The organism is Halopseudomonas litoralis, from assembly GCF_900105005.1.
Lineage (GTDB): Bacteria > Pseudomonadota > Gammaproteobacteria > Pseudomonadales > Pseudomonadaceae > Halopseudomonas > Halopseudomonas litoralis.
The window spans coordinates 552,463-575,181 of the sequence record NZ_LT629748.1 but is presented as its reverse complement, the minus strand read 5'-3'; the positions used below and the strand labels follow the sequence as shown (position 1 = coordinate 575,181).

20 protein-coding genes, 1 pseudogene and 1 riboswitch are annotated in these 22,719 nt (G+C 58.8%); of the genes and pseudogenes, 13 read left to right on the top strand and 8 right to left on the bottom strand.

The window, feature by feature from the left end:
• Window positions 1-234: 234 nt before the first annotated feature.
• Window positions 235-1,200 carry an endonuclease gene (locus tag BLU11_RS02875; RefSeq protein ID WP_090271964.1) on the top strand — a complete coding sequence of 322 codons (966 nt, stop codon included), beginning with the start codon at window positions 235-237 and terminating at the stop codon, window positions 1,198-1,200.
• Window positions 1,201-1,257: 57 nt separating this feature from the next.
• Here the strand turns inward: BLU11_RS02875 and BLU11_RS02870 are convergent, their stop codons facing one another.
• On the bottom strand, window positions 1,258-2,130 hold the full coding sequence (locus BLU11_RS02870; RefSeq protein WP_090271963.1) for a YihY/virulence factor BrkB family protein: 873 nt from the start codon (window positions 2,128-2,130) through the stop codon (window positions 1,258-1,260).
• A 170-nt stretch (window positions 2,131-2,300) separates the two neighbouring features.
• Here BLU11_RS02870 and BLU11_RS02865 point away from each other — a divergent pair, with 170 nt between their 5' ends.
• Genes BLU11_RS02865 through BLU11_RS02855 form a run of 3 tightly spaced genes read left to right on the top strand, consistent with a single transcriptional unit; the run spans window position 2,301 to window position 5,825 of the window.
• Window positions 2,301-4,472 (top strand): TonB-dependent receptor, encoded by a 2,172-nt coding sequence (locus tag BLU11_RS02865; RefSeq protein ID WP_090271962.1) that lies wholly within the window; start codon window positions 2,301-2,303, stop codon window positions 4,470-4,472.
• 19 nt (window positions 4,473-4,491) lie between these two features.
• Entirely contained in the window at window positions 4,492-5,637 is a 1,146-nt protein-coding gene (locus BLU11_RS02860; protein ID WP_090271961.1) for a PepSY-associated TM helix domain-containing protein, read from the top strand.
• Window positions 5,638-5,660: 23 nt separating this feature from the next.
• Complete coding sequence (locus tag BLU11_RS02855; RefSeq protein WP_231702263.1) at window positions 5,661-5,825, top strand: hypothetical protein; 165 nt, start codon at window positions 5,661-5,663, stop codon at window positions 5,823-5,825.
• A 29-nt stretch (window positions 5,826-5,854) separates the two neighbouring features.
• Here BLU11_RS02855 and BLU11_RS02850 read toward each other — a convergent pair whose 3' ends face one another.
• Window positions 5,855-6,820 (bottom strand): 2-hydroxyacid dehydrogenase, encoded by a 966-nt coding sequence (locus BLU11_RS02850; protein ID WP_090271959.1) that lies wholly within the window; start codon window positions 6,818-6,820, stop codon window positions 5,855-5,857.
• Window positions 6,821-6,907: 87 nt separating this feature from the next.
• Entirely contained in the window at window positions 6,908-7,552 is a 645-nt protein-coding gene (locus tag BLU11_RS02845) for a 2'-5' RNA ligase family protein (RefSeq protein ID WP_090271958.1), read from the bottom strand.
• 124 nt (window positions 7,553-7,676) lie between these two features.
• A riboswitch (cobalamin riboswitch) is annotated at window positions 7,677-7,895 on the top strand.
• A gap of 112 nt (window positions 7,896-8,007) precedes the next feature.
• Here BLU11_RS02845 and BLU11_RS02840 point away from each other — a divergent pair.
• The 5 genes from BLU11_RS02840 (at window position 8,008) to BLU11_RS02820 (ending at window position 13,007) form a co-directional block, all read left to right on the top strand.
• Window positions 8,008-9,909 (top strand): TonB-dependent receptor domain-containing protein, encoded by a 1,902-nt coding sequence (locus BLU11_RS02840; RefSeq protein ID WP_090271957.1) that lies wholly within the window; start codon window positions 8,008-8,010, stop codon window positions 9,907-9,909.
• A gap of 134 nt (window positions 9,910-10,043) precedes the next feature.
• Window positions 10,044-10,769, top strand: coding sequence for an ABC transporter substrate-binding protein (locus tag BLU11_RS02835; protein WP_090271956.1), 726 nt, complete (start codon window positions 10,044-10,046; stop codon window positions 10,767-10,769).
• Entirely contained in the window at window positions 10,757-11,743 is a 987-nt protein-coding gene (locus BLU11_RS02830; protein WP_090271955.1) for a FecCD family ABC transporter permease, read from the top strand. Before BLU11_RS02835 ends, BLU11_RS02830 begins: the two co-directional genes overlap by 13 nt.
• Window positions 11,734-12,462 carry an ABC transporter ATP-binding protein gene (locus tag BLU11_RS02825; protein ID WP_090271954.1) on the top strand — a complete coding sequence of 243 codons (729 nt, stop codon included), beginning with the start codon at window positions 11,734-11,736 and terminating at the stop codon, window positions 12,460-12,462. Before BLU11_RS02830 ends, BLU11_RS02825 begins: the two co-directional genes overlap by 10 nt.
• Window positions 12,463-12,467: 5 nt before the next feature.
• Window positions 12,468-13,007 carry an ATP:cob(I)alamin adenosyltransferase gene (locus BLU11_RS02820; protein ID WP_090271953.1) on the top strand — a complete coding sequence of 180 codons (540 nt, stop codon included), beginning with the start codon at window positions 12,468-12,470 and terminating at the stop codon, window positions 13,005-13,007.
• 52 nt (window positions 13,008-13,059) lie between these two features.
• Here BLU11_RS02820 and metE read toward each other — a convergent pair whose 3' ends face one another.
• Complete coding sequence (metE, locus tag BLU11_RS02815; protein ID WP_090271952.1) at window positions 13,060-15,345, bottom strand: 5-methyltetrahydropteroyltriglutamate--homocysteine S-methyltransferase; 2,286 nt, start codon at window positions 15,343-15,345, stop codon at window positions 13,060-13,062.
• Between the two features lie 492 nt (window positions 15,346-15,837).
• Here metE and BLU11_RS02810 point away from each other — a divergent pair.
• From BLU11_RS02810 to BLU11_RS02805, 3 genes and pseudogenes are all read left to right on the top strand, one after another.
• Window positions 15,838-17,547, top strand: a pseudogene (locus tag BLU11_RS02810) (ribonucleoside triphosphate reductase); the annotation flags it as partial.
• The gene (nrdD, locus tag BLU11_RS19660; protein ID WP_157718517.1) at window positions 17,544-17,717 is read left to right on the top strand and encodes an anaerobic ribonucleoside-triphosphate reductase; all 174 of its coding nucleotides are present in this window, start codon (window positions 17,544-17,546) and stop codon (window positions 17,715-17,717) included. The pseudogene BLU11_RS02810 and the gene nrdD, both read left to right, overlap by 4 nt.
• Before the next feature lie 22 nt (window positions 17,718-17,739).
• Entirely contained in the window at window positions 17,740-18,312 is a 573-nt protein-coding gene (locus tag BLU11_RS02805) for an anaerobic ribonucleoside-triphosphate reductase activating protein (RefSeq protein ID WP_197674248.1), read from the top strand.
• A gap of 317 nt (window positions 18,313-18,629) precedes the next feature.
• Here BLU11_RS02805 and BLU11_RS02800 read toward each other — a convergent pair whose 3' ends face one another.
• The 4 genes from BLU11_RS02800 to BLU11_RS02785 are packed head-to-tail and all read right to left on the bottom strand — an operon-like array spanning window position 18,630 to window position 21,881.
• Complete coding sequence (locus BLU11_RS02800; RefSeq protein WP_090271949.1) at window positions 18,630-19,283, bottom strand: epoxyqueuosine reductase QueH; 654 nt, start codon at window positions 19,281-19,283, stop codon at window positions 18,630-18,632.
• Between the two features lie 36 nt (window positions 19,284-19,319).
• Window positions 19,320-19,826: a flavin reductase family protein gene (locus tag BLU11_RS02795; RefSeq protein ID WP_090271948.1), complete on the bottom strand. Its 507-nt coding sequence runs from the start codon at window positions 19,824-19,826 to the stop codon at window positions 19,320-19,322.
• A complete protein-coding gene (locus tag BLU11_RS02790; RefSeq protein WP_090271947.1) occupies window positions 19,826-20,854 on the bottom strand; it encodes a methionine synthase in 1,029 nt (342 codons plus the stop codon). The genes BLU11_RS02795 and BLU11_RS02790 overlap by 1 nt, the downstream gene beginning before the upstream one ends.
• A 43-nt stretch (window positions 20,855-20,897) precedes the next feature.
• The gene (locus tag BLU11_RS02785; RefSeq protein WP_090271946.1) at window positions 20,898-21,881 is read right to left on the bottom strand and encodes a DUF1852 domain-containing protein; all 984 of its coding nucleotides are present in this window, start codon (window positions 21,879-21,881) and stop codon (window positions 20,898-20,900) included.
• 103 nt (window positions 21,882-21,984) lie between these two features.
• On the opposite strand from BLU11_RS02785, the gene BLU11_RS19495 reads away from it, so the two are divergent.
• Window positions 21,985-22,590, top strand: coding sequence for a septal ring lytic transglycosylase RlpA family protein (locus BLU11_RS19495; protein ID WP_231702262.1), 606 nt, complete (start codon window positions 21,985-21,987; stop codon window positions 22,588-22,590).
• Window positions 22,591-22,719 lie beyond the last annotated feature (129 nt).

The following is a 22,719-nucleotide window of genomic DNA, read 5'->3' as shown; positions in this document are numbered from 1 at the left end:
ATGCCGGGCAAGAGCGTGGAAACGCCTGCCGACACGGACTGAACGGACCAATACATTACGCAAAAGACCCGGCGATGAACAACGAAACCCGTTTATAACCGGCATTCATGTTATGAATACGCCAACGGATAAAAAGTGTCTCGATAGCGAGACGCGGCAGCTCTGGGACGGCGTTTTCGCTACAATAGCCGCGCAGTATCGGATGCCCCGGTTCTCATTGCTATAAGTCGTTCAATGTCCAGATCCTTTCGTACCGTCGCGCTGTGCCTGTTTGTCTGCCTGTTCCACTCCGCTCTTGTATCCGCCGCACCTGCCACCTTCGAAGCCGCCAAGACCCAGGCCCGACAGCAGGTCTATCACGACCGCAACGATGACGGCACCTTCTATTGTGGCTGCACCTGGGAATGGGTCGGGCGTTCAGGCGGCAGAGTGGATCATAAAAGCTGCGGCTACCAGACCCGCGCCCAACCCAACCGCGCCATGCGCATCGAATGGGAACATATAGTGCCCGCCTCGCTGTTCGGTCAGCAGCGCCAATGCTGGCAACAGGGCGGACGCAGCAATTGCAAGAAAAGCGACCCGGCGTTCAACGTCATGGAAGCCGACCTGCACAACCTCACCCCTGCCATTGGCGAGACCAACGCCGACCGCAGCAATTACCGTTTCGGCGTCCTGCCCGGCACGGACTACCGTCATGGTCAGTGTGACTTCAAGGTAGAGTTTTCCGACAGGGCGGTGGAGCCGCGCGATGCGGTGAAGGGGCAGATCGCCCGGGTCTGGTTCTATATGCACGATCGCTACGATCTGAATATGGCCGCCCAGCAACAGCGTTTGATGATGGCATGGGATCGGCAGCACCCACCAACCTTGTGGGAGCAAGAGCGCAACCAGCGCATCGGTCGCCTGATGGGACATGAAAACCCTTTCGTGACGGGCGAGCGGCAATGGCATTTGCACTACCAGAACAGCGGCGATGGATTGCGCGCCAACCCGGCCTCGCCAACGTCTGTCAAAGCCGCGGCACCCAATGCGCGCTTGACGCAGGTAGAACAGATCATCGGTAATCAGAACAGCAAGGTTTATCACCTGCCCCAAGGTTGCCCCAGTTACCATCGGGTCAGCAGCCGCAACATTCGCTGGTTTGACAGCGAAGCCGAGGCGCAGAAACAAGGCTATCGCAAGGCTGGAAATTGCCGCTGATCACCTTTTGATAAAAAGCGGCCAGAGGGTTATCAGCACCTCTGGCCACCTTCTCGATCACGAAATCTCCTTGTCCCCTTCGTCCTTGCCTTCTACCGATAGATGCTCGATCACCGCATTGAGCTCAGCGCCCAACAGCAACACCGCAGCAGTAATGTAGAAATACAGCAGCAGGACGATGATGGCGCCGATGCTGCCATAGGTCGCGTTGTAGTCTGCGAAATTCTGAACATAGATACCAAAACCCACCGAAGCAGCCAGCCAGACGATGACCGCTACTGCGGAACCGGGCGTGATAAAGCGGAACTCCTGCTCGACGTCGGGCATGACGTAATAGATCAGCGCGACCGCAAGCATCAACAGCAGGATCGCCACCGGCCAACGCAGCCAACTCCACAGAATTACCAGCAACTGCTCCAGCCCGATCTGTGCGGCCAGCCAGGTCATGACCTGCGGCCCCAGCGTCATGAAGCCGGCAGCCAGCAACAACATGACGGCGATCCCTATGGTGTAGAGCACCGACAGGATTAACAGTTTCCAGCTGGCACGCCCTTCCCTGACGTCATATGCCTTGTTCATCGCGTTCATCAGCGAGCGTACGCCGATCGACGCCGTCCACAGGGCAAGCAATATACCAAATGACAGAAGCCCACCCTGGCTCTGCTGCAATTGGTCAATCACCGGATTGACCTGCTCCAATGCCATCGGCGGCAATACCATTGCGGCCTGGGCGCGCAGCCAGTCAAAGAAGTCCGGCAAATTCAAGAAGCCGAGCACGGCCATGAGAAACAGGACGAAGGGGAATATGGAAAACAACGCACGGTACGCCAACGCCGCAGCATAGGTGGACATATCGTCATCACTGAATTCCTTCGCCGTCCGCTTCAGAACGGTGAAAACCCCGGCATTGCGCAGCTTCAAAAATGACATGGTATCCCCTGGCGATGTACTCATTATGTGGGACGCCGGTAGTGGACAAAAGTTTGCCCTACGTGAACCGGGCTGAATGCGAAGGCAGATGTAGCAATTTATTACGGACTGTAATTATAATGATAAGGATTTGCATTAACGCCCAACCAATACACCAAGAGCCTATCCCCATGCACCCAGTTCGGTTGCCCCTGACCGCCCTCTCACTGTCTTTTGCTTTCCATTCCCATGCGATCCTCGCGCAGGACAGCGACGGTGCTGACGCCCCTTTGGCTTTGCCCTCAACGGAAGTTCGCGCCAGTGCCGACGCGTCCGCCGACGGCCTGCCGGCAGCCTACGCTGGTGGTCAAGTCGCGCGCGGCGGCCGAGTCGGCCTGCTGGGGAACCAAGACAGCATGGAAACCCCTTTCCAGCTGACCAGCTTCACGCAGATGCTGATTCAGGATCAGCAGGCTGCCAGCGTTGCGGACATCGTCGAGAATGACCCAGCAGTGCGTACGGCGCGGGGCTTCGGTAACTTTCAGCAGGTGTATATGGTTCGCGGTCTGCCGATCTTTTCTGACGACATGTCCTACAACGGTCTGTACGGCTTATTGCCCAGACAGTATCTGGACGCAGAACTGATCGAGCGGGTGGAAGTGCTGCGGGGCGCCAACGCCTTTCTCAATGGCGCCGCCCCCGGCGGCAGCGGCTTGGGCGGTGCCATCAACATAGTGCCCAAGCGCGCGCCCAACCAGCCGCTGAACCAGATTACCACCGGCGTGCGCTCCGGCGGCCAAGGCTATTTGACCGGCGATTTCGCCAGACGCCTGGCAGACGACCGCATCGGCGTGCGGCTCAATTTCGCTCGCCGCGATGGAGATACGGCGGTCGATGGCGAGTCCAATGAATTGAGCATGTTTGCCCTGGGTCTCGACTATCGCGGCGAGCGTTTGCGCATTTCCGCCGATCTGGGTCATCAGGATCACCAACTGGATGATATCCAGCCGGCGATCAGCATTGCTCCCGGGCTGGATATTCCATCCGTGCCCGATGCCAGCAAAAGCATTGCCCAGCCCTGGACCTTTTCCAACGCACGGAACACCTTCGGTACCCTGCGCGCCGAGTATGACTTCAATGATTACATTACCGGCTGGGCGGCAGCGGGTATGCGCGACGGTGATGAGTCCGGTTCCTTCTCTGAACCCACAGTAAACAATGCCAATGGCGATAGCACCGCCAATCGTTTCAGCAATGTGCGCGAAGATACCGTCAAAACCGGCGAAATCGGCGTCCGTGGCCAGTTCAATACCGGGAACGTCGGTCATACGGTGAGTCTGTCCAGCTCCATATTCCGCATGGACTCACGCAATGCCTATGAGTTTTCCGATTTCGACGGTATTCCCGGCAATATCTACCGGCCAGTCGACGTGCCTTCTCCTCCCGCTTTCCCTCCCTTTTCCAGCGGTGACTTCGATCACCCACTGGTCACTGACGAAACCAGAACTTCCAGCGTCGCTCTGGCCGATGTCTTGTCGTTCATGGACGAACGTCTGCAGATCACCCTGGGTGCGCGTTATCAAAAAATCCGTAGTTATGGCTATGACAACGACACGGGAGCACGCACCGCTGCCTACTCGGAGAGTGAAATCACCCCGGTGGCCGGCGTGCTGTATCGCCTGACCCCGGAACTGTCGATCTACGCCAATCACATCGAAGGTTTGGTCAAGGGCGATGTCGCACCCGCCAACTCCAATGGAGCGCCAGTGGATAACGCCGGCGATATCCTGGCACCGTACAAGACCCGACAGAACGAAGTGGGCATGAAATACGACGGCGGGCGTATCGGCGGCAGTCTGGGCGTTTACCAGAGCCGCAAGCAGATGGCCGGTACGGAAAACGGCACCTTTGGTGTCATTGGTCACCAGCGCAACCGCGGACTGGAGCTGTCACTGTATGGCCAGGCCACGCCGCAGCTGTCGATTCTCGGTGGTGTCAGCCTGCTGGACAGCGACGTGGAAGGCAACGATGCCATTGGCGCCCCCAGATTGCAGGCCAATCTTGGTGTCGACTGGATGGTCCCTGCCGTCAGCGGCCTCGCGTTGGATGCCCGCGCCATTCATACCGGCAGCCAATATGCCGATACCGACAACCAGCAGCAGCTACCCTCCTGGACCCGCTTCGATGCCGGCGTACGCTACAACCTGCTGCTCGACGGAGACCAGCAGGTAACCCTGCGCGCCCGGGTGGAAAACCTGGCCGACAAGGAATACTGGGCAACCGCCGGCGGCTACCCCGGTGACGGCTCGTTGATCATCGGCGCACCACGCACCTTCATTCTGTCCAGCACGCTGGACTTCTGAAACCGCTCGGAGCGAATTGATGTCTGTTCGATCCATGAAAGTCTGGTCCTGGCTGCATACCTGGACCAGCTTCATCTGCACCCTGTTCATGCTGCTGTTATGCCTGACCGGGCTGCCGCTGATCTTCCATCATGAAATCGGCCATCTGCTGGGTACCGAGATCGAAGCTCCCGAAATGCCGGACGACACGCCGCATATCAGTCTCGACAAGGTAATGCAGATTGGTGAGGCCCGGCACCCTGGCCAGGGTGGCATGTTCATCTCCCGTGAACCTGATGATGACCGGGTCTGGTATCTGACCATGTCCGATACGCCCACCTCCACAAGCGGACTGCATCAGGTGGCGATTGATGCCCGCACCGGTGACATCCTCGGTGAGCCGCAGCTGGAGAGCGGTTTCATGTATATCATCAACTCCCTGCATATCGACCTGTTCGCCGGTCTACCGGGCATGCTGTTTCTCGGTCTGATGGGCGTATTGCTGCTGATTTCGCTGATATCCGGCGCCGTGTTGTACGCCCCGTTCATGCAGAAGCTCGCCTTCGGAGAGGTACGGCGCCAGCGCACGACCCGGCTCAAATGGCTGGACCTGCATAACCTGTTGGGCATAGTCACCCTGGTGTGGTTTCTGGTGGTCGGCGGCACCGGTGTGCTTAACGCCTGGGCCGATCTGATCGTCAAGGCCTGGCAGAATGATCAACTCAGCACCATGCTCGAACCCTATCAGGGCAAACAGCCGCCGCAGCAACTCGGCTCGCTGGAAGCCGCCGTACAATCGGCGCGGCGCTATCTGCCGGACATGCAGATCCAGTTTGTCGCCTTCCCGGGCACTAGCTTCTCCAGTCCCCATCACTACGGCGTGTTCATGCACGGCAACCAGGCGCTGACGGCACACCTGTCGCAACCGGTACTGATCGATGCCAGTACCTCGCAGGTTACCGACAGCCGTCCGTTGCCCTGGTACTTCACCGCTCTGCAACTATCACGGCCATTGCACTTCGGTGACTATGGCGGCAAGCCTTTGCAGATCATCTGGGCGGTACTGGATGTGATCACCATCATTCTGCTGAGCAGTGGTCTTTATCTCTGGTTGGCGAAGCGGCGCAGAAGAAAGCCCTACACCGCAAGCGCCAGTATCTCCAGCCCGGAGGCGCAACAAGGTTGATGAAAACGATAAAGAACTCTCCGATGCAGATCTGGTTCTGGCCGATCCTGTTCGGACTCATCAGCGCAGCGGGGCTGCTGGTCGCTCTGATCGGCGACGGCTGGCATGACGTTATTTCCTGGATGGCACTCGGTCTGGTCGCCGCAGCCAGTATCTGGCTGGGATTGGTTGCCAAGCGGCAATCCTGAGCGGCAACCATCGGTTCCGCTCAAGGATCTCAGCCTGCCTTCACCTGCGGGTTGACCATATGCAACGGGGGGTCTCCCAGCAGCGCCGATTCGAGATTCTGCACCGCCAGTTCGGCCATCGCGCGGCGGGTCTCGTGGGTGGCCGAGCCTATGTGGGGCACACAAACCAGATTGTTCAGCCCAAACAGCGGCGAGTCGGATAGCGGTTCCTGCTCGTATACGTCCAGCCCGGCGGCGCGGATCTGCCTCTCGCGCAATGCCTCTACCAACGCGACCTCGTCAACCACCTGGCCGCGTGCCACGTTCACCAGAATGGCACTGGACTTCATCAGACCCAGCTCGCGCTGTCCGATCAGCTTGTGGGTGCGTTCGCTGAGGGGCACCACCACACAGACAAAGTCGGACTCACCGAGCAGTCCATCGAGATCACGGAAGTCGGCACCCAACTCCTGTTCCAGCTCAGGCTTGCGGTTGTTGCTGGTGTAGAGCACCCGCATGCCGAATCCGAAGCGCCCACGTCGGGCTATCGCCGCGCCTATATTGCCCAGACCGATGATACCCAGCGTCTTGCCATGCACATCGCAGCCGAAATGATCCTGTCCCAGAGCCGCCCGCCAGTTGCCCGCGCGCAACCAGCCGTCCAGTTCGACGATCCGTCGCGCCGCGGTCAGCATCAACGTCATCGCCAGGTCGGCGGTGGTTTCGGTCAAGACATCCGGGGTATTGGTGAGCAGGATGCCGCGCTCGTTCAGATAGTCCAGATCGTAGTTGTCGTAGCCCACCGAGATGCTCGATACCACCTCAAGATCGGTCGCGGCCGCAAGCTGAGTGCGACCCAGCTGCCAGCCGGCACCAATCAAACCATGTACCGGACCCGCTGCCAGAGCATCCGGCAGCTCGGCGGCGGAAGCCAGCTGCACGACGTTGAAATGCTTTGCCAACCGCTCGACCAGGTCCGGGGCCAGACGGTTGAATACCACTACATTCTTTTTCATCGGCATGCGCCCCTGTTGAATACGGAAACCCGAGTATAACCGCTGCATTTCCCCATACTGATCTGAAAACCTGCTGCGCCAGAGGTGTCAGTCTGATTTGGTCTGACAGCGCACCTGCTGCTGGCATTCCAGCGGACTGAACATGTCATCACTGCGATAGGTAACGTATTCTAGCCGCTCCACCGGCAGCGACAGTCCATCAGGCACCGGCAATTGCGCCAGGCGCCGACGCAGGTCCTCGGCGCTGATCGACTGTCGATACAGCCCCAGAGTAATGTGCGGCACATAGGCGGCCTGGCGAATCTCGGTGCAGCTGGCGGCCAGCGTCTCGCGCCAGCGGGGCAGGTGTCCCTGCGGGTCTCCCACCGCCAGAAAGGCCGCACTGGAGAAACTGTCCAGCGCCCCTATCCGCAGATCGCACGGCGGCAGGCTCAGCCTGTCGAGATCAGCCAGCTGGCGCTGCAGTTGGGCAGGGGTAAAGTCGTCATTGTGTATCACGGCCTCCTCTTCGAAACCACAGACAAACAGCGTGATATGTGGCTGGCGCCGGGAAGGGTGCAACAAATCCGCCAAAGATGCCGTGACCCGATCAATGTAGTCGAGTATGGCCGGGCAGTTGATGGGGATCATCCAGATGGCATAACGGCTGCGGCCACAATGCCACTCAGAATAGTCGCGCAACTGGACAACGGTGGTCTCGGTAAAAGACGTGTCGGTATCGGATAGCAGCATGATCGGCAGGCGGCCAGGTGATGGCGAGGTGCTGCAGTATGCCTTTTGCCGCGGCTTTGTTCCAGCCGATGGCGGCGCCGCGCCAGCATCGCACTTGTGTTTCCCAAGTCAGGGGCATACCATTCGCCGCGCTATTCATGCAGGTGTGCCTGACATCAGGCATGAAACGGAAAGCCGGTGCGTTCCCGACTCAATCGAGAGAACAATCCCGGCACTGCCCCCGCAACGGTAATCGACCCCGATCAGCAGATCGGCGTTCGCTCAGAACCACTGTGCCACGGCATGGGAAGGTGAGCGAATGGGCGTCGAGAGTCCGGAGACCGGCCCACATGAAATATCGACTGGTGTTGCGGAGGGCATCACCGTCAAGTGCCGTGCCGGTTTTCTATTATTCCTCCCGTCCGCACTTGCTTACCTGCCCTCCTCGAAAGTCTCCGACCTTTTGAGGATTCAAAATGAAATTTTCCCGTCTTGCCCTTAGCATCGCCCTGGCTCCGAGCCTGGCACTGGCTGAGCAGCCTGTTTCCCATGAGCAGGCATTGAAATTGTCAGACACCCTTATTACTGCCAACCGCGACGTGGAACAGCGCAGCGACAGCAGCGCCGCCAGTACGGTGTTTACCCGGGCGGATATCGAGCGTTTGCAACCCTCGACCGTAGCCGACCTGCTAAAGCGTGTACCCGGTATGCAAATTGGTCAGTCTGGTGGTCGTGGCAGTGTTTCCGGTATCTATTTACGCGGTACCAAGACCGCACAGACGCTGGTTCTGATTGATGGTCAGCGTTTTAACGGCGCTGATAGCGGTGCTGCTGCACTAGAGTTTCTCAGCATCGATCAGATCGAACGTATTGAGGTGTCCAAAGGTGCCAATTCGGCCACTTACGGAGCAGATGCCATTGGTGGTGTTATTCAAGTTTTCACCCGCCGAGCCGACGGCGAGGGCGAGGGCCTGCGCCCCCGCGCTCGACTGGCCTACGGCAGTCGCGGCAGCTGGGAACGCAGCTTAGGGTTGTCGGGAGGCAATGCGGATACGCGTTTCAGCCTGAATGCCAGCTCAGAAGACACCAATGGCATCAATCGCACCGATGTCAAACAAGGCCCTGATGCCGATCATGATGCTTATCGCAACAATTCCATTAGTTTCAACCTGAATCACCGCTTCAGTGAACAGGTAGAGGCCGGATTAAGTCTACTGGATCAACGCGGAGAGACTGAATACGATCTGGGCTACCTTGGCAGCTACCCATATGATGAATTTGAACTGAAAAGCTATTCATCATTCATCAAAGCACAGCTCAATGATAACTGGAGCAGTCAACTGGAGCTGGGCCACAGTGAAAGACGGCGTTTCTTCCGTGCCGATGATTCCTCCCTGCACGATTCACTCAGCAGCTACCGCAATTCCATACATTGGCTTAACAATTTGCGCCTGTCCGAACAGCATAGCGTGACAGCGGGGGCTGAATGGTATGAGGATACGCTGCATAGCAACGCAGACTACAACGAAGATAGCCGGTGGAATCAGGCAGCCTATATTCAACATGCTTATCAGGGTCAACATGTCTCTACCGAACTGGGGCTGCGGCACGATAAGAACCAGCAGTTTGGCAGTGAGAACACCTGGCATGGGGCGTTAACCGTACCGCTCAACACAGCCAATCAACTGATACTTTCCTACAGTGAAGGCTTCAGAGCACCCACCTTTGTAGACCTCTACTATCCAGATTTTTGTGACCCTACTTACGGTTGCTCTCCCCAGGCCAACCCTGATCTCCAGCCTGAGCATTCAAAGAGTTACGAGCTGCAATGGCGGAGCCAACTGGGGAATAACGCCCATCTGGAAGCATCCCTCTACCGCACAGATATCAAAGACGCCATCGTTCTTGATTCATTCTGGATCCCACAGAATATCGCTACCGTTCGTATCAACGGCTTTGAAGCATCCCTGAATCACCACTTCATGGGCTGGCAAAGCGCAATTGGCCTGAGCATTATTGATCCGCGCGATCGTGATACGGGCAAAACCTTGAGCCGCCGCGCCAAACGCACACTGAGCTTGGATATTGATCGCCAGGTAGGCCAATACTCCTTTGGAGCAAGCTGGTTGGCGAGCAGCCATTCCTTTAGCGATGAGAATAACACTCAAAAGATGTCAGGCTACGGCGTCCTCGGTATTCGTACCAGTTGGCAAGCAACCTCTGATGTTTTATTGGGCCTGAAGGTCGACAATTTACTGGACAAGCAGTACAGTCATGCTCAGGTGGCGGATTTTTCTACCTTTCCTGCCCAGCAGAGAAACTATATGGAAGAAGGCCGTACTGGCTGGATATCTGTCACTTGGACACCTCATTTCTAACCGCGCTTATGCAGCTTTCCCGCCGCCCGCCACCAGTTGATCCCCTCCCTCCCTCCGTGCTCCAGGGTAAAAGGTGGCTGCACCGGGGACTGCTGTGCCTGGCCACAGCATTCTTTCTCGGCGGCCTTCCAGCAATGGCACTGGCCACCGAGCCACCCCAGCGCATCGTCTCCCTTGATTTGTGCATGGATTGGGCCTTGGCCCACCATGCCGATCCGGCCCGTGTGGCCGCCCTCTCCCCCTTGCATCTGCGCTATCCCATCCACTGGATCAACGGCCACTGGCCGACCCACGACGGCTCGCTGGAACAGATAGTGCGCCTGCAACCCGACCTGGTACTGGCCGGCCAATACAGCGCGTTGTTGCTCCGCGAACGTCTGCGTACCCTGGGTTATCCGGTGCAGGTGCTGCCGCTGCCCGCCACCCTGAAACAGGTGGAATCCTACGAGCGGCGCCTGCTCGAATTGATGGGTCGCAATCCGGAGCTGGCACAGCCGGCACCCGCGCTCAGCACACCACAGCCCGGCGCCAAACGCCTGCTGCTACTCGGTTCCAATGGCATAGGCACCGGGCGCGACACCTTCGAGCACCAGATCATCGAGCAGGCCGGCTGGCGCGACTACCTGACCGATTCCGGGCATATGCAACTGGACCTGGAGCAGATCGCTGCCGACCCGCCGGATGCCATCCTGTTTGCCGCGCCGGAGCATCAGGCGCTGGCCAACCGCTTTGCCGAGCACCCGGTGCTGCGCCGCAGCATTCCCGCCGATGGCTGGCTGAGCACCGACTACTGGCGCTGGCAATGTCCCGGCCCCTGGACCTGGGATCTGATAAGGCAACTCAACCAATGGCTCGACTGATCACCCCTGCTCTGTTGGCCCTGCTGCTGGTCACCACCCTGGCCTCGCTGGCAGTCGGCTCAACGTCTGTGGCGGTGCTGCCCGGGCTGTTCGACTTTCTCATCGGCCAGAACAGTCTGAACGCCATCGTCATCGGCGAAATCCGTTTGCCACGTACGCTGATTGCACTGGCAGTAGGCGCGGCATTAGGGCTCAGCGGCGCGGCTCTGCAAGGCCTGCTGCGCAACCCACTGGCCGAACCCAGCCTGACCGGAGCCAGCCAGGGCGCGGCGCTCGGGGCGGCCAGCGTATTCTACTTCGGCTTGTTCCCCAGCCTCGGCGCAGCGGCACCGGGCGTGGCTGGGTTGATCGGCGCAGCAATGGCGCTGATCCTGATGCTGGCCCTGGCCGGCTCGGCCCGCTCGCATATGGTAATCATGGCCGGTCTGGCCATCTCCACTCTCGCTGGCGCCGCCCTGGCCACCGTCCTGAACTTCGCGCCCAACCCCTATGCCATGCAGGAGCTGGTGTTCTGGTTGCTCGGCTCGGTGGCCGAGCGTGGCTTGGAGCATCTGTGGCTACTGCTGCCGGCACTGCTGATCGGCGGCGCGCTGATTTTCAGTCAGCAACGGTTACTAAGAGGCCTGAGTCTGGGCGACCAAGTGGCCCGCAGCATGGGGCTGAACTATCGCAGCGGCAGCCTGATGATAGTGCTGGGCGCGGCGATACTCGTTGGCGCCTCGGTCGCCGTAGCGGGTAGCATTGGGTTTGTCGGCCTGCTGGTACCGCATCTGCTGCGCCCACTGGTACGCCATCGTCCGGAACGACTATTGATACCGGCGGCACTGGCCGGCGCCATTCTGGTCTGTGGGGCGGATATTGGGGTGCGCCTGCTGCCGCCCGGTCGCGAACTCAAGCTCGGGGTACTGACCTCTCTGCTCGGCGCACCTTTGTTTATCTGGCTGGTATGGAAGGAGCGCAAACGGTGGATCTGATCAGTATCCATGATCTGAGCGTCGGCCAGCGCTTGGTCAATGTCAGTTTGAACCTGCGGCCCGGTGAGATGCTCGGCGTCATTGGTGCCAACGGTGCCGGCAAGTCCACCCTGTTGCATTGTCTGGCCGGCATTCAGGCCTACCGGGGCGAGATCCGCTTGGCCGATACGCCGCTCGATACCATTCCCGAGCGCCAGCGGGCACAACAACTGGGCTTTCTGCCGCAGAGCAGCCACAGCGCCTGGGCCTTGTCGGTACGCGATGTGATCGCCCTCGGACGACTTCCCTGGGGCGATACGGACGCCAAGGCCATAGCCCAGGCTGCCGCGGCTGCCCAGATCGAGGATTGGCTTGAGCGCCAGGTCGACCAACTCTCGGGCGGCCAGCAGGCCCGCGTGTGGCTGGCCCGGGTGCTGGCCGGGCAACCCAGAGTACTGCTGGCCGACGAGCCTGTGGCCAGCCTCGATCTATTCCAGCAACAGAATGTGCTGCGTCTACTGCGCCGCTATGCCCACAGCGGGCGCGGGGTAATGCTGTCGATCCACGACCTGTCGCTGGCGGCGCGTTATTGCGACCGCCTGGCTCTGCTCCATGAAGGACAGCTGCTCGCGTTGGGTGCGCCCGCCGAGGTATTGACCGGGCCCCATCTGCAGCAGGCATTTCAGGTCGATGCTCATATCGATCTGGACAGCGATCCACCCATCATCATCCCGAGGTAAGTACCATGGCCTTCAAGTTCGGCAAGAATTTTGACGAAATGTGCTATCCCTTCATGTACGAAAGCGCATCGCTGTGCGACTTCGAGATCATCACCGATGAGCTGTGCGGCCATATCGGCGCGATCATCTCCCATCTGCCGGAGGATATGCCGGATATCGCCGCGGACCTTGAGCAGATCCAGCCACTGGCCTTTCATATAAATGGGTCCATCCGTGGGCGACTGGCGGTCAGCGAGGACGATCAGGCTTGGCTGCAGCAGCGCCTCAACCATTACAAGGCGGAAGTACCCGAGCGCCTGAACGGCTTCGTGCTGCCCCGCGGCACGCCACCGATTCCGCAACTGCATCTGGCCCGCTCGGCCTGCAAGAAAGCCATCCGCGTCATGGTCAAGGTCGATCAGGAAGGAAAAGACGTGGCCATGCTGCTGCCGCGCATGTGCAATATGCTGTGCAACTTCTTCTTTGTGCTGACGCTGGTGATCAACCAGCGCCGTGGGGTGGTGGAGCCGGAGTTCATCAGCCGCAGTTACGGCAAGGACGCCTGACCCGATGACGCCGACGCAGCGGGACGTGGTAACATCCCGCTGCAATCAGTCCTCAGCCCGCCGCGCGCAGCTCACGCGCCGCAGCCACCATATTGGCCAGCGCCTCCCTGGTTTCCGGCCAGGCGCGGGTTTTCAGGCCGCAGTCGGGGTTGACCCACAGGCGCTGCGCCGGAATCCGCTGCGCGGCCTTGCGCAGCAGGCTGACCATCTGCTCCGTGCTCGGCACCCTCGGCGAGTGGATATCGTAGACCCCCGGTCCGATCTCGTTCGGGTAGGCAAACTGCTCAAAGGCTTCCAGCAGCTCCATGTCCGAACGGGAGGTTTCAATGGTGATCACATCGGCATCCATCGCCGCGATCGACTTGATCACATCATTGAATTCGCTGTAGCACATATGGGTATGAATCTGCGTTTCATCACGCACGCCGCTGGCGGTCAGCCGGAACGCCTCGGTGGCCCAATCCAGATAGCCCTGCCAGCCTGATCTGCGCAGCGGTAAGCCCTCGCGGAAAGCCGCCTCATCGATCTGGATGATGCGGATGCCAGCCGCTTCCAGATCCGTCACCTCATCGCGGATCGCCAGCGCCAGCTGCCGGGCCTGCTGCTCGCGGCTGATATCCTCCCGCAGGAACGACCACATCAGCATGGTCACCGGGCCGGTCAGCATGCCCTTCATCACCTTGTCGGTCTGCTGCTGGGCATAACTGATCCAGTCCACGGTCATGGCTTGCGGGCGACTCAGGTCACCAAAGATGATGGCAGGTTTGACGCAGCGTGAACCATAGCTCTGCACCCAGCCGAACTGGGTAAAGGCATAGCCATCCAGCTGCTCGGCGAAGTATTCCACCATGTCGTTACGCTCGGCCTCGCCGTGCACCAGCACATCCAGCCCCAGCTGCTCCTGCATCTTCACCGCATTACGGATTTCACTGTGCATGGCCTCGGTGTACTCGGCCCCGCTCAACTTGCCCTGTTTGAATGCCTGACGCGCCAAACGAATCGCCGGTGTCTGCGGGAAGGAACCAATGGTGGTGGTCGGGAAGGCAGGCAGATTCAACCGCGCCCGCTGCTGCCCAATGCGCTCGGCAAAGGCTGATTGGCGCTGACTGTCACCCGGCTGGATTGCCGCCAGACGGGCCTGCACCTCCGGCCGGTGGATACGCCGGGACGCGCCTCGACTGGCCTGCACCGCCCGGCTCTGCTCCAATGCTGCCCGCACGTCGGCGGCCTGCGGTTCGCTCAGGGCGCGGGCCAGTGTCGTCACCTCCTCACACTTCTGCACCGCAAAGGCCAACCAGCTCTTGAGCTCGGCATCCAGCTGGTCCTCCCGCTCCAGGTCCACCGGACTGTGCAGCAGCGAGCAGGATGGTGCCACCCAGAGCCGCTCGCCCAAACGTTCATGGGCATGGCGCAGCACCTCCAGCGTCTTGTCCAGATCACAACGCCAGACGTTGCGGCCATTGACCAGCCCCAGCGACAGAATCTTGTAGGATGGCAGACGGTCAAGAATGGCCGGATACTGCTCGGGCGCTCGCACCAGATCAATATGCAAGCCGTCCGCCGGCAGGCCCGCCGCCAGTCCGAGGTTGTCTTCCAGACCACCGAAATAGGTCGCGATCAGCTTTTTCAGCGGTTCCTGCTGCAGCAGGTTATAGGCCCGCTCAAACGCGCTCTTCCAATCCTGCGGCAGGTCGAGCACCAGAATCGGTTCATCAATCTGTACCCACTCCACACCCTGCGCCGCCAGCCGCTGAAAAATCTCGGCGTACAAGGGCAGCAACCGCTCAAGCAGCTCCAGCTTGTCGAACTCCTCGCCCTTGACCTTGCCCAGCCACAGATAGGTCAGCGGCCCGATCACCACCGGCTTGACCCTGTGCCCCAGCGCCTGGGCCTCATCCACCTCCTCGAACAGCTGCTCCCAGCTCAGGGAAAACTGCTGGTCAACGGTGAACTCCGGCACCAGATAGTGATAGTTGGTATCAAACCATTTGGTCATCTCCTGGGCATGGCCACCACAGCAGCCGCCGGTCGCACCCCGCGCCATGGCAAACAGAGTCTGCAAATCCGGCCGCGCGGCACCCGCCTTGCGAAAGCGCTCGGGGATAACGCCGAACATCAGCGAGTGGGTCAGCACCTGGTCATACCAAGCAAAATCGCCAACCGGCAACAGCTCGATACCGGCCTGTTTCTGCAGCTGCCAGTGCTCAGCGCGCAGTCGGGCACCTGTCCCACGTAGCCCCGCCTCGTCCAGATCGCCCTTCCAGAACGCCTCCAGCGCCCGTTTCAGTTCACGGTCACGCCCGATACGCGGAAAGCCCAGATTGTGTGCCAAAGCCATCGGTCAATACTCCCTCAATGAATGATGGAAGGATTCTCCGCGCCATCCGATAATGAAACAATCTCATGATTTTCATGGAAACATGCAGTTTCACTCATGAACACCCCTACGCGTCACACCGCTCTGGCCAAGGGCTGTGTTGACAACTGATGCCGTCGTTGCGGCTGCGTACAGGAACAAGGGGAAAATTGACCTTCGTCAAAGATGATTGCCTGACCATTCCATATAGTGCCCACCAAGCAGAACAAACACCATATATTGTGTTTAATCTTTTACGCAGGGAAATCTGGTGCGAATCCAGAGCTGTCGCGCAACGGTATGGAGCTGACCCAATAGCCCTGAGCCCGAATGCCTGCCTTTCTCCGTCACCAGACGGCAATCCGGGTCCCGCATCAGGACACCAGGGCGGCGAGAGCTGCGTCCTGTCCAGCGTGCCCTACCACAAGCATGAGGGATCGCATGACTACACCGGCCATAACCGCGCCCATCGACCGTACTCTGCTGGATGTCTCCAGCACCATAGACGAGTACCTGAATCGCCAGGACTGGCGAGTGAATGCCAACGCCAACCAGGGGTACTCCCTCGGCGGGCTGATTCTCAACAGCGCCGGCAAGATGATCGCCAACTACTGGCTCAGTCAAGTATATCCGCTGGCGATCGGTCAGGCCCACCGTGATGGCGACCTCCATATCCACGATCTGGACATGCTCAGCGGGTACTGTGCCGGCTGGTCATTGCGCACCCTGCTCAATGAAGGACTCAATGGCATTCCCGGGCAGATCGATTCCGCCCCGCCACGGCACATGTCCAGCGCCGTGGGGCAGATCGTTAACTTCCTCGGCACCTTGCAGAACGAATGGGCCGGAGCTCAAGCCTTCAGTTCCTTCGATACCTACATGGCTCCCTATGTGCGCAAAGACCAGCTCGACTACCCACAGGTGCGCCAGCATATCCAGGAGCTGATCCACAACCTCAACGTCCCCTCGCGCTGGGGCACCCAGACCCCCTTCACCAACCTGACCTTCGACTGGGTCTGCCCGGATGATTTGCGTGAGCAGGTACCGGTGATTGGCGGTGAGGAAATGCTCTTCTGTTACGGCGAGTTGCAGGCGGAAATGGATATGATCAACCGCGCCTACATTGAGGTCATGAGTCAGGGCGATGCCAAGGGACGCGTGTTCACCTTTCCGATCCCGACCTACAACATAACCCACGACTTTCCCTGGCACAGTGAGAATGCCGAGCGCCTGTTCGCCATGACCGCCAAGTACGGCCTGCCGTACTTTCAGAACTTTCTCAATTCGGAGCTGCAGCCAAACATGGTGCGCTCCATGTGCTGCCGTCTGCAGCTGGATTTGCGCGAACTGCTCAAACGCGGCAATGGCCTGTTCGGCTCTGCCGAGCAGACCGGCTCGCTGGGCGTGGTCACCGTCAACTGTGCCCGCCTGGGCTATCTGCACCGCGGAGACGAGGCCGCCCTGTTGCGGACACTGGATCGATTGCTGGAGCTGGGCCGCGACAGCCTGGAAATCAAGCGCGAAGTGATCCAGCAGCACATGGATGCCGGGCTGTTTCCCTACACCAAGCGCTATCTGGGCACCCTGCGCAATCACTTCTCCACCCTGGGCGTCAACGGCATCAACGAAATGATCCGCAACTTCACCGGGGATACACAGGACATCACCCACCCCGACGGGCATGCCATGGCAATCCGCCTGTTGGATCATGTACGCGGGCGCATGACCGAATTCCAGGAGCACACCGGGCATATGTACAACCTGGAGGCGACTCCGGCCGAAGGCACGACCTACCGTTTTGCCCGGGAAGATCGCAAGCGCTTCCCCCACATACTGCAGGCCGGTTCGGCGGACAAGCCCTACTACACCAACTCCTCACAACTGCCGGTCGGCTTTACCAGCGATCCCTTCGAGGCGCTGCAACGACAAGAGCCCCTGCAGCAGAAATACACCGGCGGCACCGTATTGCACCTGTACATGGCCGAACCCCTGGCCAGTGCAGACGCCTGTCGGCGGCTGGTGCAGCGGGCACTGGCCAACTATCGGCTGCCCTACCTGACCGTTACCCCAACCTTTTCCATCTGTCCGCATCACGGCTATCTGAGTGGCGAGCATGAGTTCTGCCCACGCTGTGATGAGGACATCCTTCAGCAAAAAGCAAAAAACCAGGGAGTATCAGCATGAATCAATCCGTCAACACGCAACTGCAAGGCCACGAACGGGTCCGCTGCGAAGTCTGGACCAGAGTCATGGGCTATCATCGCCCTGTCTCCTCATGGAACCCCGGCAAGCAGTCCGAGCACCGCGAGCGGCAGTTCTTCCAGCCACAGAGTTCAGCCAGCGATGGCTGTTGAATCACTGCGCGTGGGGGGCCTTGTGCCCCTCACCAGCATCGACTATCCGGGAGAGCTGGCAGCGGTGGTTTTCACTCAAGGCTGTCCCTGGCGTTGCGTGTACTGCCATAACCCCGAACTGCTGCCGGCACGGGGCGAAACAGAAATCCCCTGGCAGCAGATCGTCGATTTCATGCACAGTCGTCGCGGGCTGCTGGATGCGGTGGTGTTTTCCGGTGGTGAGCCGACCTTTCAGTCAGCCTTGCCCCAGGCCATCGAACAGATACGCTCCATGGGGTTCAAGATCGGCCTGCACAGCGCCGGCATCTACCCACGCAAACTGCAGACACTGCTGCCGCTGATCGACTGGATAGGCCTGGATATAAAGACGACCAAAAACAACTACCAGCTGATCACCCGAACCAAGGACAGCGGTAACGCTGCCTGGCAAAGCGCCGAACTGGTCATCGCCAGCGGCATCAGCCACCAACTGCGCATCACTGCCCACCCCAGTTGGCTGGCCGACAGTGACGCGCAATGGATCAGACAACGGCTACTGGATATGGGTGCCGAATCAGTGGTGATACAGGCAGGCTCGCTGCAGTTTCACTCATGAAGACCCATCAGCATCAAACCATCGCGGCCACGAGCTGCGCTGGCGGCTGCCCTGCTCAACACAGGGAATCAGCCGCTCAGTTAACACCGGCAGCTGTCGAACCGTTTTTGGGCATGACCCCCTAGAAGCGGGGTAACATCAACCTCCGCACTGACACGATCAGTCAGCGCAGCCACCAGCGGCCAATCGCATAACCGAGCGCGCCGCATGAGCTTTTCAAAGGAGGCAAAACGTGCCGATGACGGCTGGTCGGCCAGCGCCTTTTTTCAGAACACCCATCAGTCAGGAGTACCAACCGACTCTGCAGTACAAGGCGATCATTCATCGTCCCCGTAGTACTTGACGCCAAGGCGGATGATTTCCCTCCCTTGGGCCTTGCGATGGTGGTTGGTGTCGCGCAGTGAGTAGATGCAGCCACAGTATTCCTGCTGATAAAAACGTTCGCGCTTGCTGATCTCGATCATCCGCGCCGAGCCGCCTCCCTTGCGCCAGTTGTAATCCCAGTAGGTGATACCTGGATACTTTTGCGCGCTGCGGATGCCGCTGTCGGTGATCTGCTTCATGTCTTTCCAGCGTGAAATACCCAGAGAACTGGAGATCACGCTGAAATCGTTTTCAAAGGCGTAAAGAGCGGTGCGTTCGAAGCGCATATCGAAGCACATCGTGCAGCGCACGCCACGCTCGGGCTCATGCTCCATACCTTTGGCGCGCTCGAACCAGTTGTCCTTGTCGTAATCGGCGTCGATAAACGGCACCTTGTGATCTTCGGCAAAGCGAATGTTCTCGTCCTTGCGCAGCAGGTATTCACGTTCCGGGTGAATGTTCGGGTTATAGAAGAAGATGGTGTAGTCGATACCCGAGGCGGTGATCGCTTCCATCACTTCACCGGAACAGGGGGCGCAGCAGGAGTGCAACAGCAATTTGTCCGCGCCATCGGGAAGGCTGAGTTGTGGCCTATTGATGTAGGTCATGAGGGGTGTCCTGGGGATGGCAGCGCGGCTGAGCGTTCAAGCCGCCGGCGCGCCGAGGTTGCAATACTGCCCTTTGAAATACAGTAACGGCTGCGTCTCCGCCGCCCGTGGCTGACTTATCGCCTTCACTTCACCAATCACGATCAGGTGATCGCCCGCGACGTGCTCTGCGTGGATGTCACAATCCAGCCAGTGCAGGCTGTCGCCGATCAGCGGATTGCCCAGCGGCGATTCGCCCCATTCCACGCCGCGCCACTTGTCCGCACCCCGACTGGCGAACTGGTCGGAAATCCCGACCTGCTCACCTGACAGGATGTTGACCGCGAACCGGCCCGCCTGGCGAATCTTCGGATAGCTGGCCGAACGGCCCATGACGCTGAACGACACCAATGGCGGGCTCATCGACACGCTGTAGAACGACTGGCAGGTGAAGCCGAGCGGCTCCCCATCAAGCTGTGACGTGATCACCGTGATACCGGATGCGTAGTGACCGAGCGCTTCGCGAAAATGCGAAGGCTCGATGACATGAACATGAGCTGACATCAGGACGAGAGCTCTCTGCGAATAATCTCTGCACCGGCGCTCAGGGCATGCATCTTGCCCCTGGCCACCGCGCGGGACAAAGGTGCCATGCCGCAGTTGGTCGCCGGATAGAGCTTGTCGGCATCGACAAACTGCAGCGCCTTGCGCAGGGTGGCGGCCACTTCCTCCGGCGTCTCCACGGTATTGGACGCCACATCAATAGCCCCTACCATCACCTTCTTGCCGCGAATCAGCTCGATAAGATCCATGGGTACGTGGGAGTTGTGACACTCCAGCGAGATGATGTCGATGCTGGATTTCTGCAGCTTGGGGAAGGCCTCCTCATACTGCCGCCACTCCGAGCCCAGGGTCTTTTTCCAGTCGGTATTGGCTTGGATGCCGTAGCCATAGCAGATGTGGACGGCCGTTTCACACTTGAGCCCTTCCAGGGCCCGCTCCAGCGTGGCGACGCCCCAGTCATTCACCTCGTCAAAGAACACGTTAAACGCCGGCTCATCAAACTGGATGATGTCGACACCGGCCGCCTCCAGCTCCAGCGCTTCCTGGTTGAGGATTTTGGCAAACTCCCATGCCAGTTTTTCCCGGCTTTTATAGTGGGCGTCATACAGTGTATCGATCATAGTCATGGGGCCAGGCAGAGCCCATTTGATCGGCTGGCTGGTTTGCTGACGCAGGAACCTCGCATCCTCAACAAACACCGGCCTTTGACGAGACACAGCGCCCACCACTGTCGGCACGCTCGCATCGTAGCGGTCACGGATTCTGACCGTTTCACGTTTCTGGAAATCAACGCCACTGAGGTGCTCGATAAAGGTGGTAACGAAGTGCTGACGCGTCTGCTCACCGTCACTGACAATATCGATGCCGGCCAGTTGCTGTTCGTGCAATGCCAGACGCAGCGCATCCTGCTTGCCCTCGATCAGCTCGTCCCCTTCGAGCTTCCAGGGTGACCAGAGTGTCTCCGGCTGCGCCAGCCAGGAAGGTTTCGGCAGGCTGCCGGCGGTTGAAGTGGGTAACAACTTTTGCATGGTATAAGGCCTTATATTCTTTATATTCTTTATATTCTTTAATTCAAGCTGCGTAATCAGCAGCCCACTGCTGAAGCACAGACTGGTAGGGCTTGATGAACAACTCCTCAACAAACTTGCCCTGCTCGATCGCCAGACGATTGCGTTCTTCGCGGTCATACACAATGCGCGTAAAGGAGTAGTCATCATTATTCAGGCTGGGCTGATAGACCTTGCCTGCTACCGAATTGGCATTGTAAATCTCCGGCCGATAGATCCTCTGGAAGGTCTCCATGGTGCTTATGGTGCTGATCAGCTCAAGGTTGGTGTAATCCGCCAACAGATCGCCGGAAAAATAGAAGGCCAGAGGCGCAACGCTGCCTGCGGGCATGAAATAGCGCACCTTCAAACCCATCTTGCTGAAATACTCATCAGTCAGGGAATAGGCATCTTGCCGATACTCAACGCCCAGTACCGGATGTTGGTTTTCTGTGCGCACATAGCTTCTGCCGCTGGCCACACTCAGGCAGATGACCGGCTGCTTGCCAAAATACTCCTTGTAGGCTTCTGAGTTGACGAAGCACTTGAACAGCTTGCCGTGCAGCTCGCCGAAATCGTCCGGCGTACTGAAGTCGGCCTTGCCCTCGTTATGTTCGCGCAGCAGCACACTGAAATCATAATCGCGCACGTAGGAGGAGAAGTTGTTGCCAACCATCCCCTCAATGCGTTCGTTGGTTCTGCGGTCAACAATATTGGTTTTCAATATCTCAATCAGCGGAATGGCGTTACCACTGCGCCCCGTCTCAACATCCATCTCGACGGAGATGATTTCAATTTCAACCGAATACCGGTCGCCTCTGGGGTTATCCCAATCCGCCATGGCATTGAAACGGTTGTCGATCATTTTCAAGGTGTTGCGCAGATTCTGCTCACGGCTCTCGCCCCGGGCGAGGTTGGCAAAGTTGGTGGTAATGCGCGTGTTTTCCGACGGGCGATAATCCTCGTCGAAGCGAATGCTCTTGATGCTGAACTGAAAATCCTTGCTCATTTTTAGCCCGATACCTTGAATGTCTGGGAAAGCCAAGCCTGCCCAATGATTTACGTTGTGCTGAATTGGGACGTATCTTAGGTCAGCGATCACTTGAGTAATATTGAGCGGAATTCAATCGATCATTAGTCAATTTCATGTAGCGGTCGTCAGGCATGACATGGCGAGCGGAGCGAAACCTTTTTATAGCGATCTGGCGAACCATTCGCCGATCATCGTGCCAAAGCATTCGAAGCGCAGCGGCGGCGACCCTCCCTTGTCAGGTCGCAGGTATCGGGTGCACTGCAAGAAACCGGATGAATTGGAAATGTATTCAATGCACGTAACGGTAAAACCACTTGTCGCCCTGTTGCTCCTGGCTGTGATGTCCGGCTGCAGCATCGCGCCCAAACCCGGCTCCGGCGGCCAATGGGTGGGGCACACGGAAGCAGGACAGGCTTCGTACTACGCAGACAAATTCCAGAACAGACAAACCGCCAGCGGCGAGCTTTATAAAGCGGGCCGAAAAACCGCAGCACACCGCACCCTGCCCTTCGGCTCGAAGGTAAAGGTGACCAACGTGCGCAATGGTAGAAGCGTGGTGGTGCGCATCAACGACCGCGGTCCCTTTGTGCGCGGCCGGGTTATCGACCTGTCCCGCTCTTCCTTCGCACGTATCGGTGACATTTCCGCTGGTTTGCTGAAGGTACGCATCGAAGTTGTCAGGTAGTTCCGATTCCATTGAAGCGTATCGTCCTTGGCTGAGTTTCAGCTACGTGCTGCTCAAGTTATGCCATTTACTTATGGACTAGTATTCAAAAAGTCTGTTTGGCTCGCCCATGCCTGGCCGTTCGGCTGC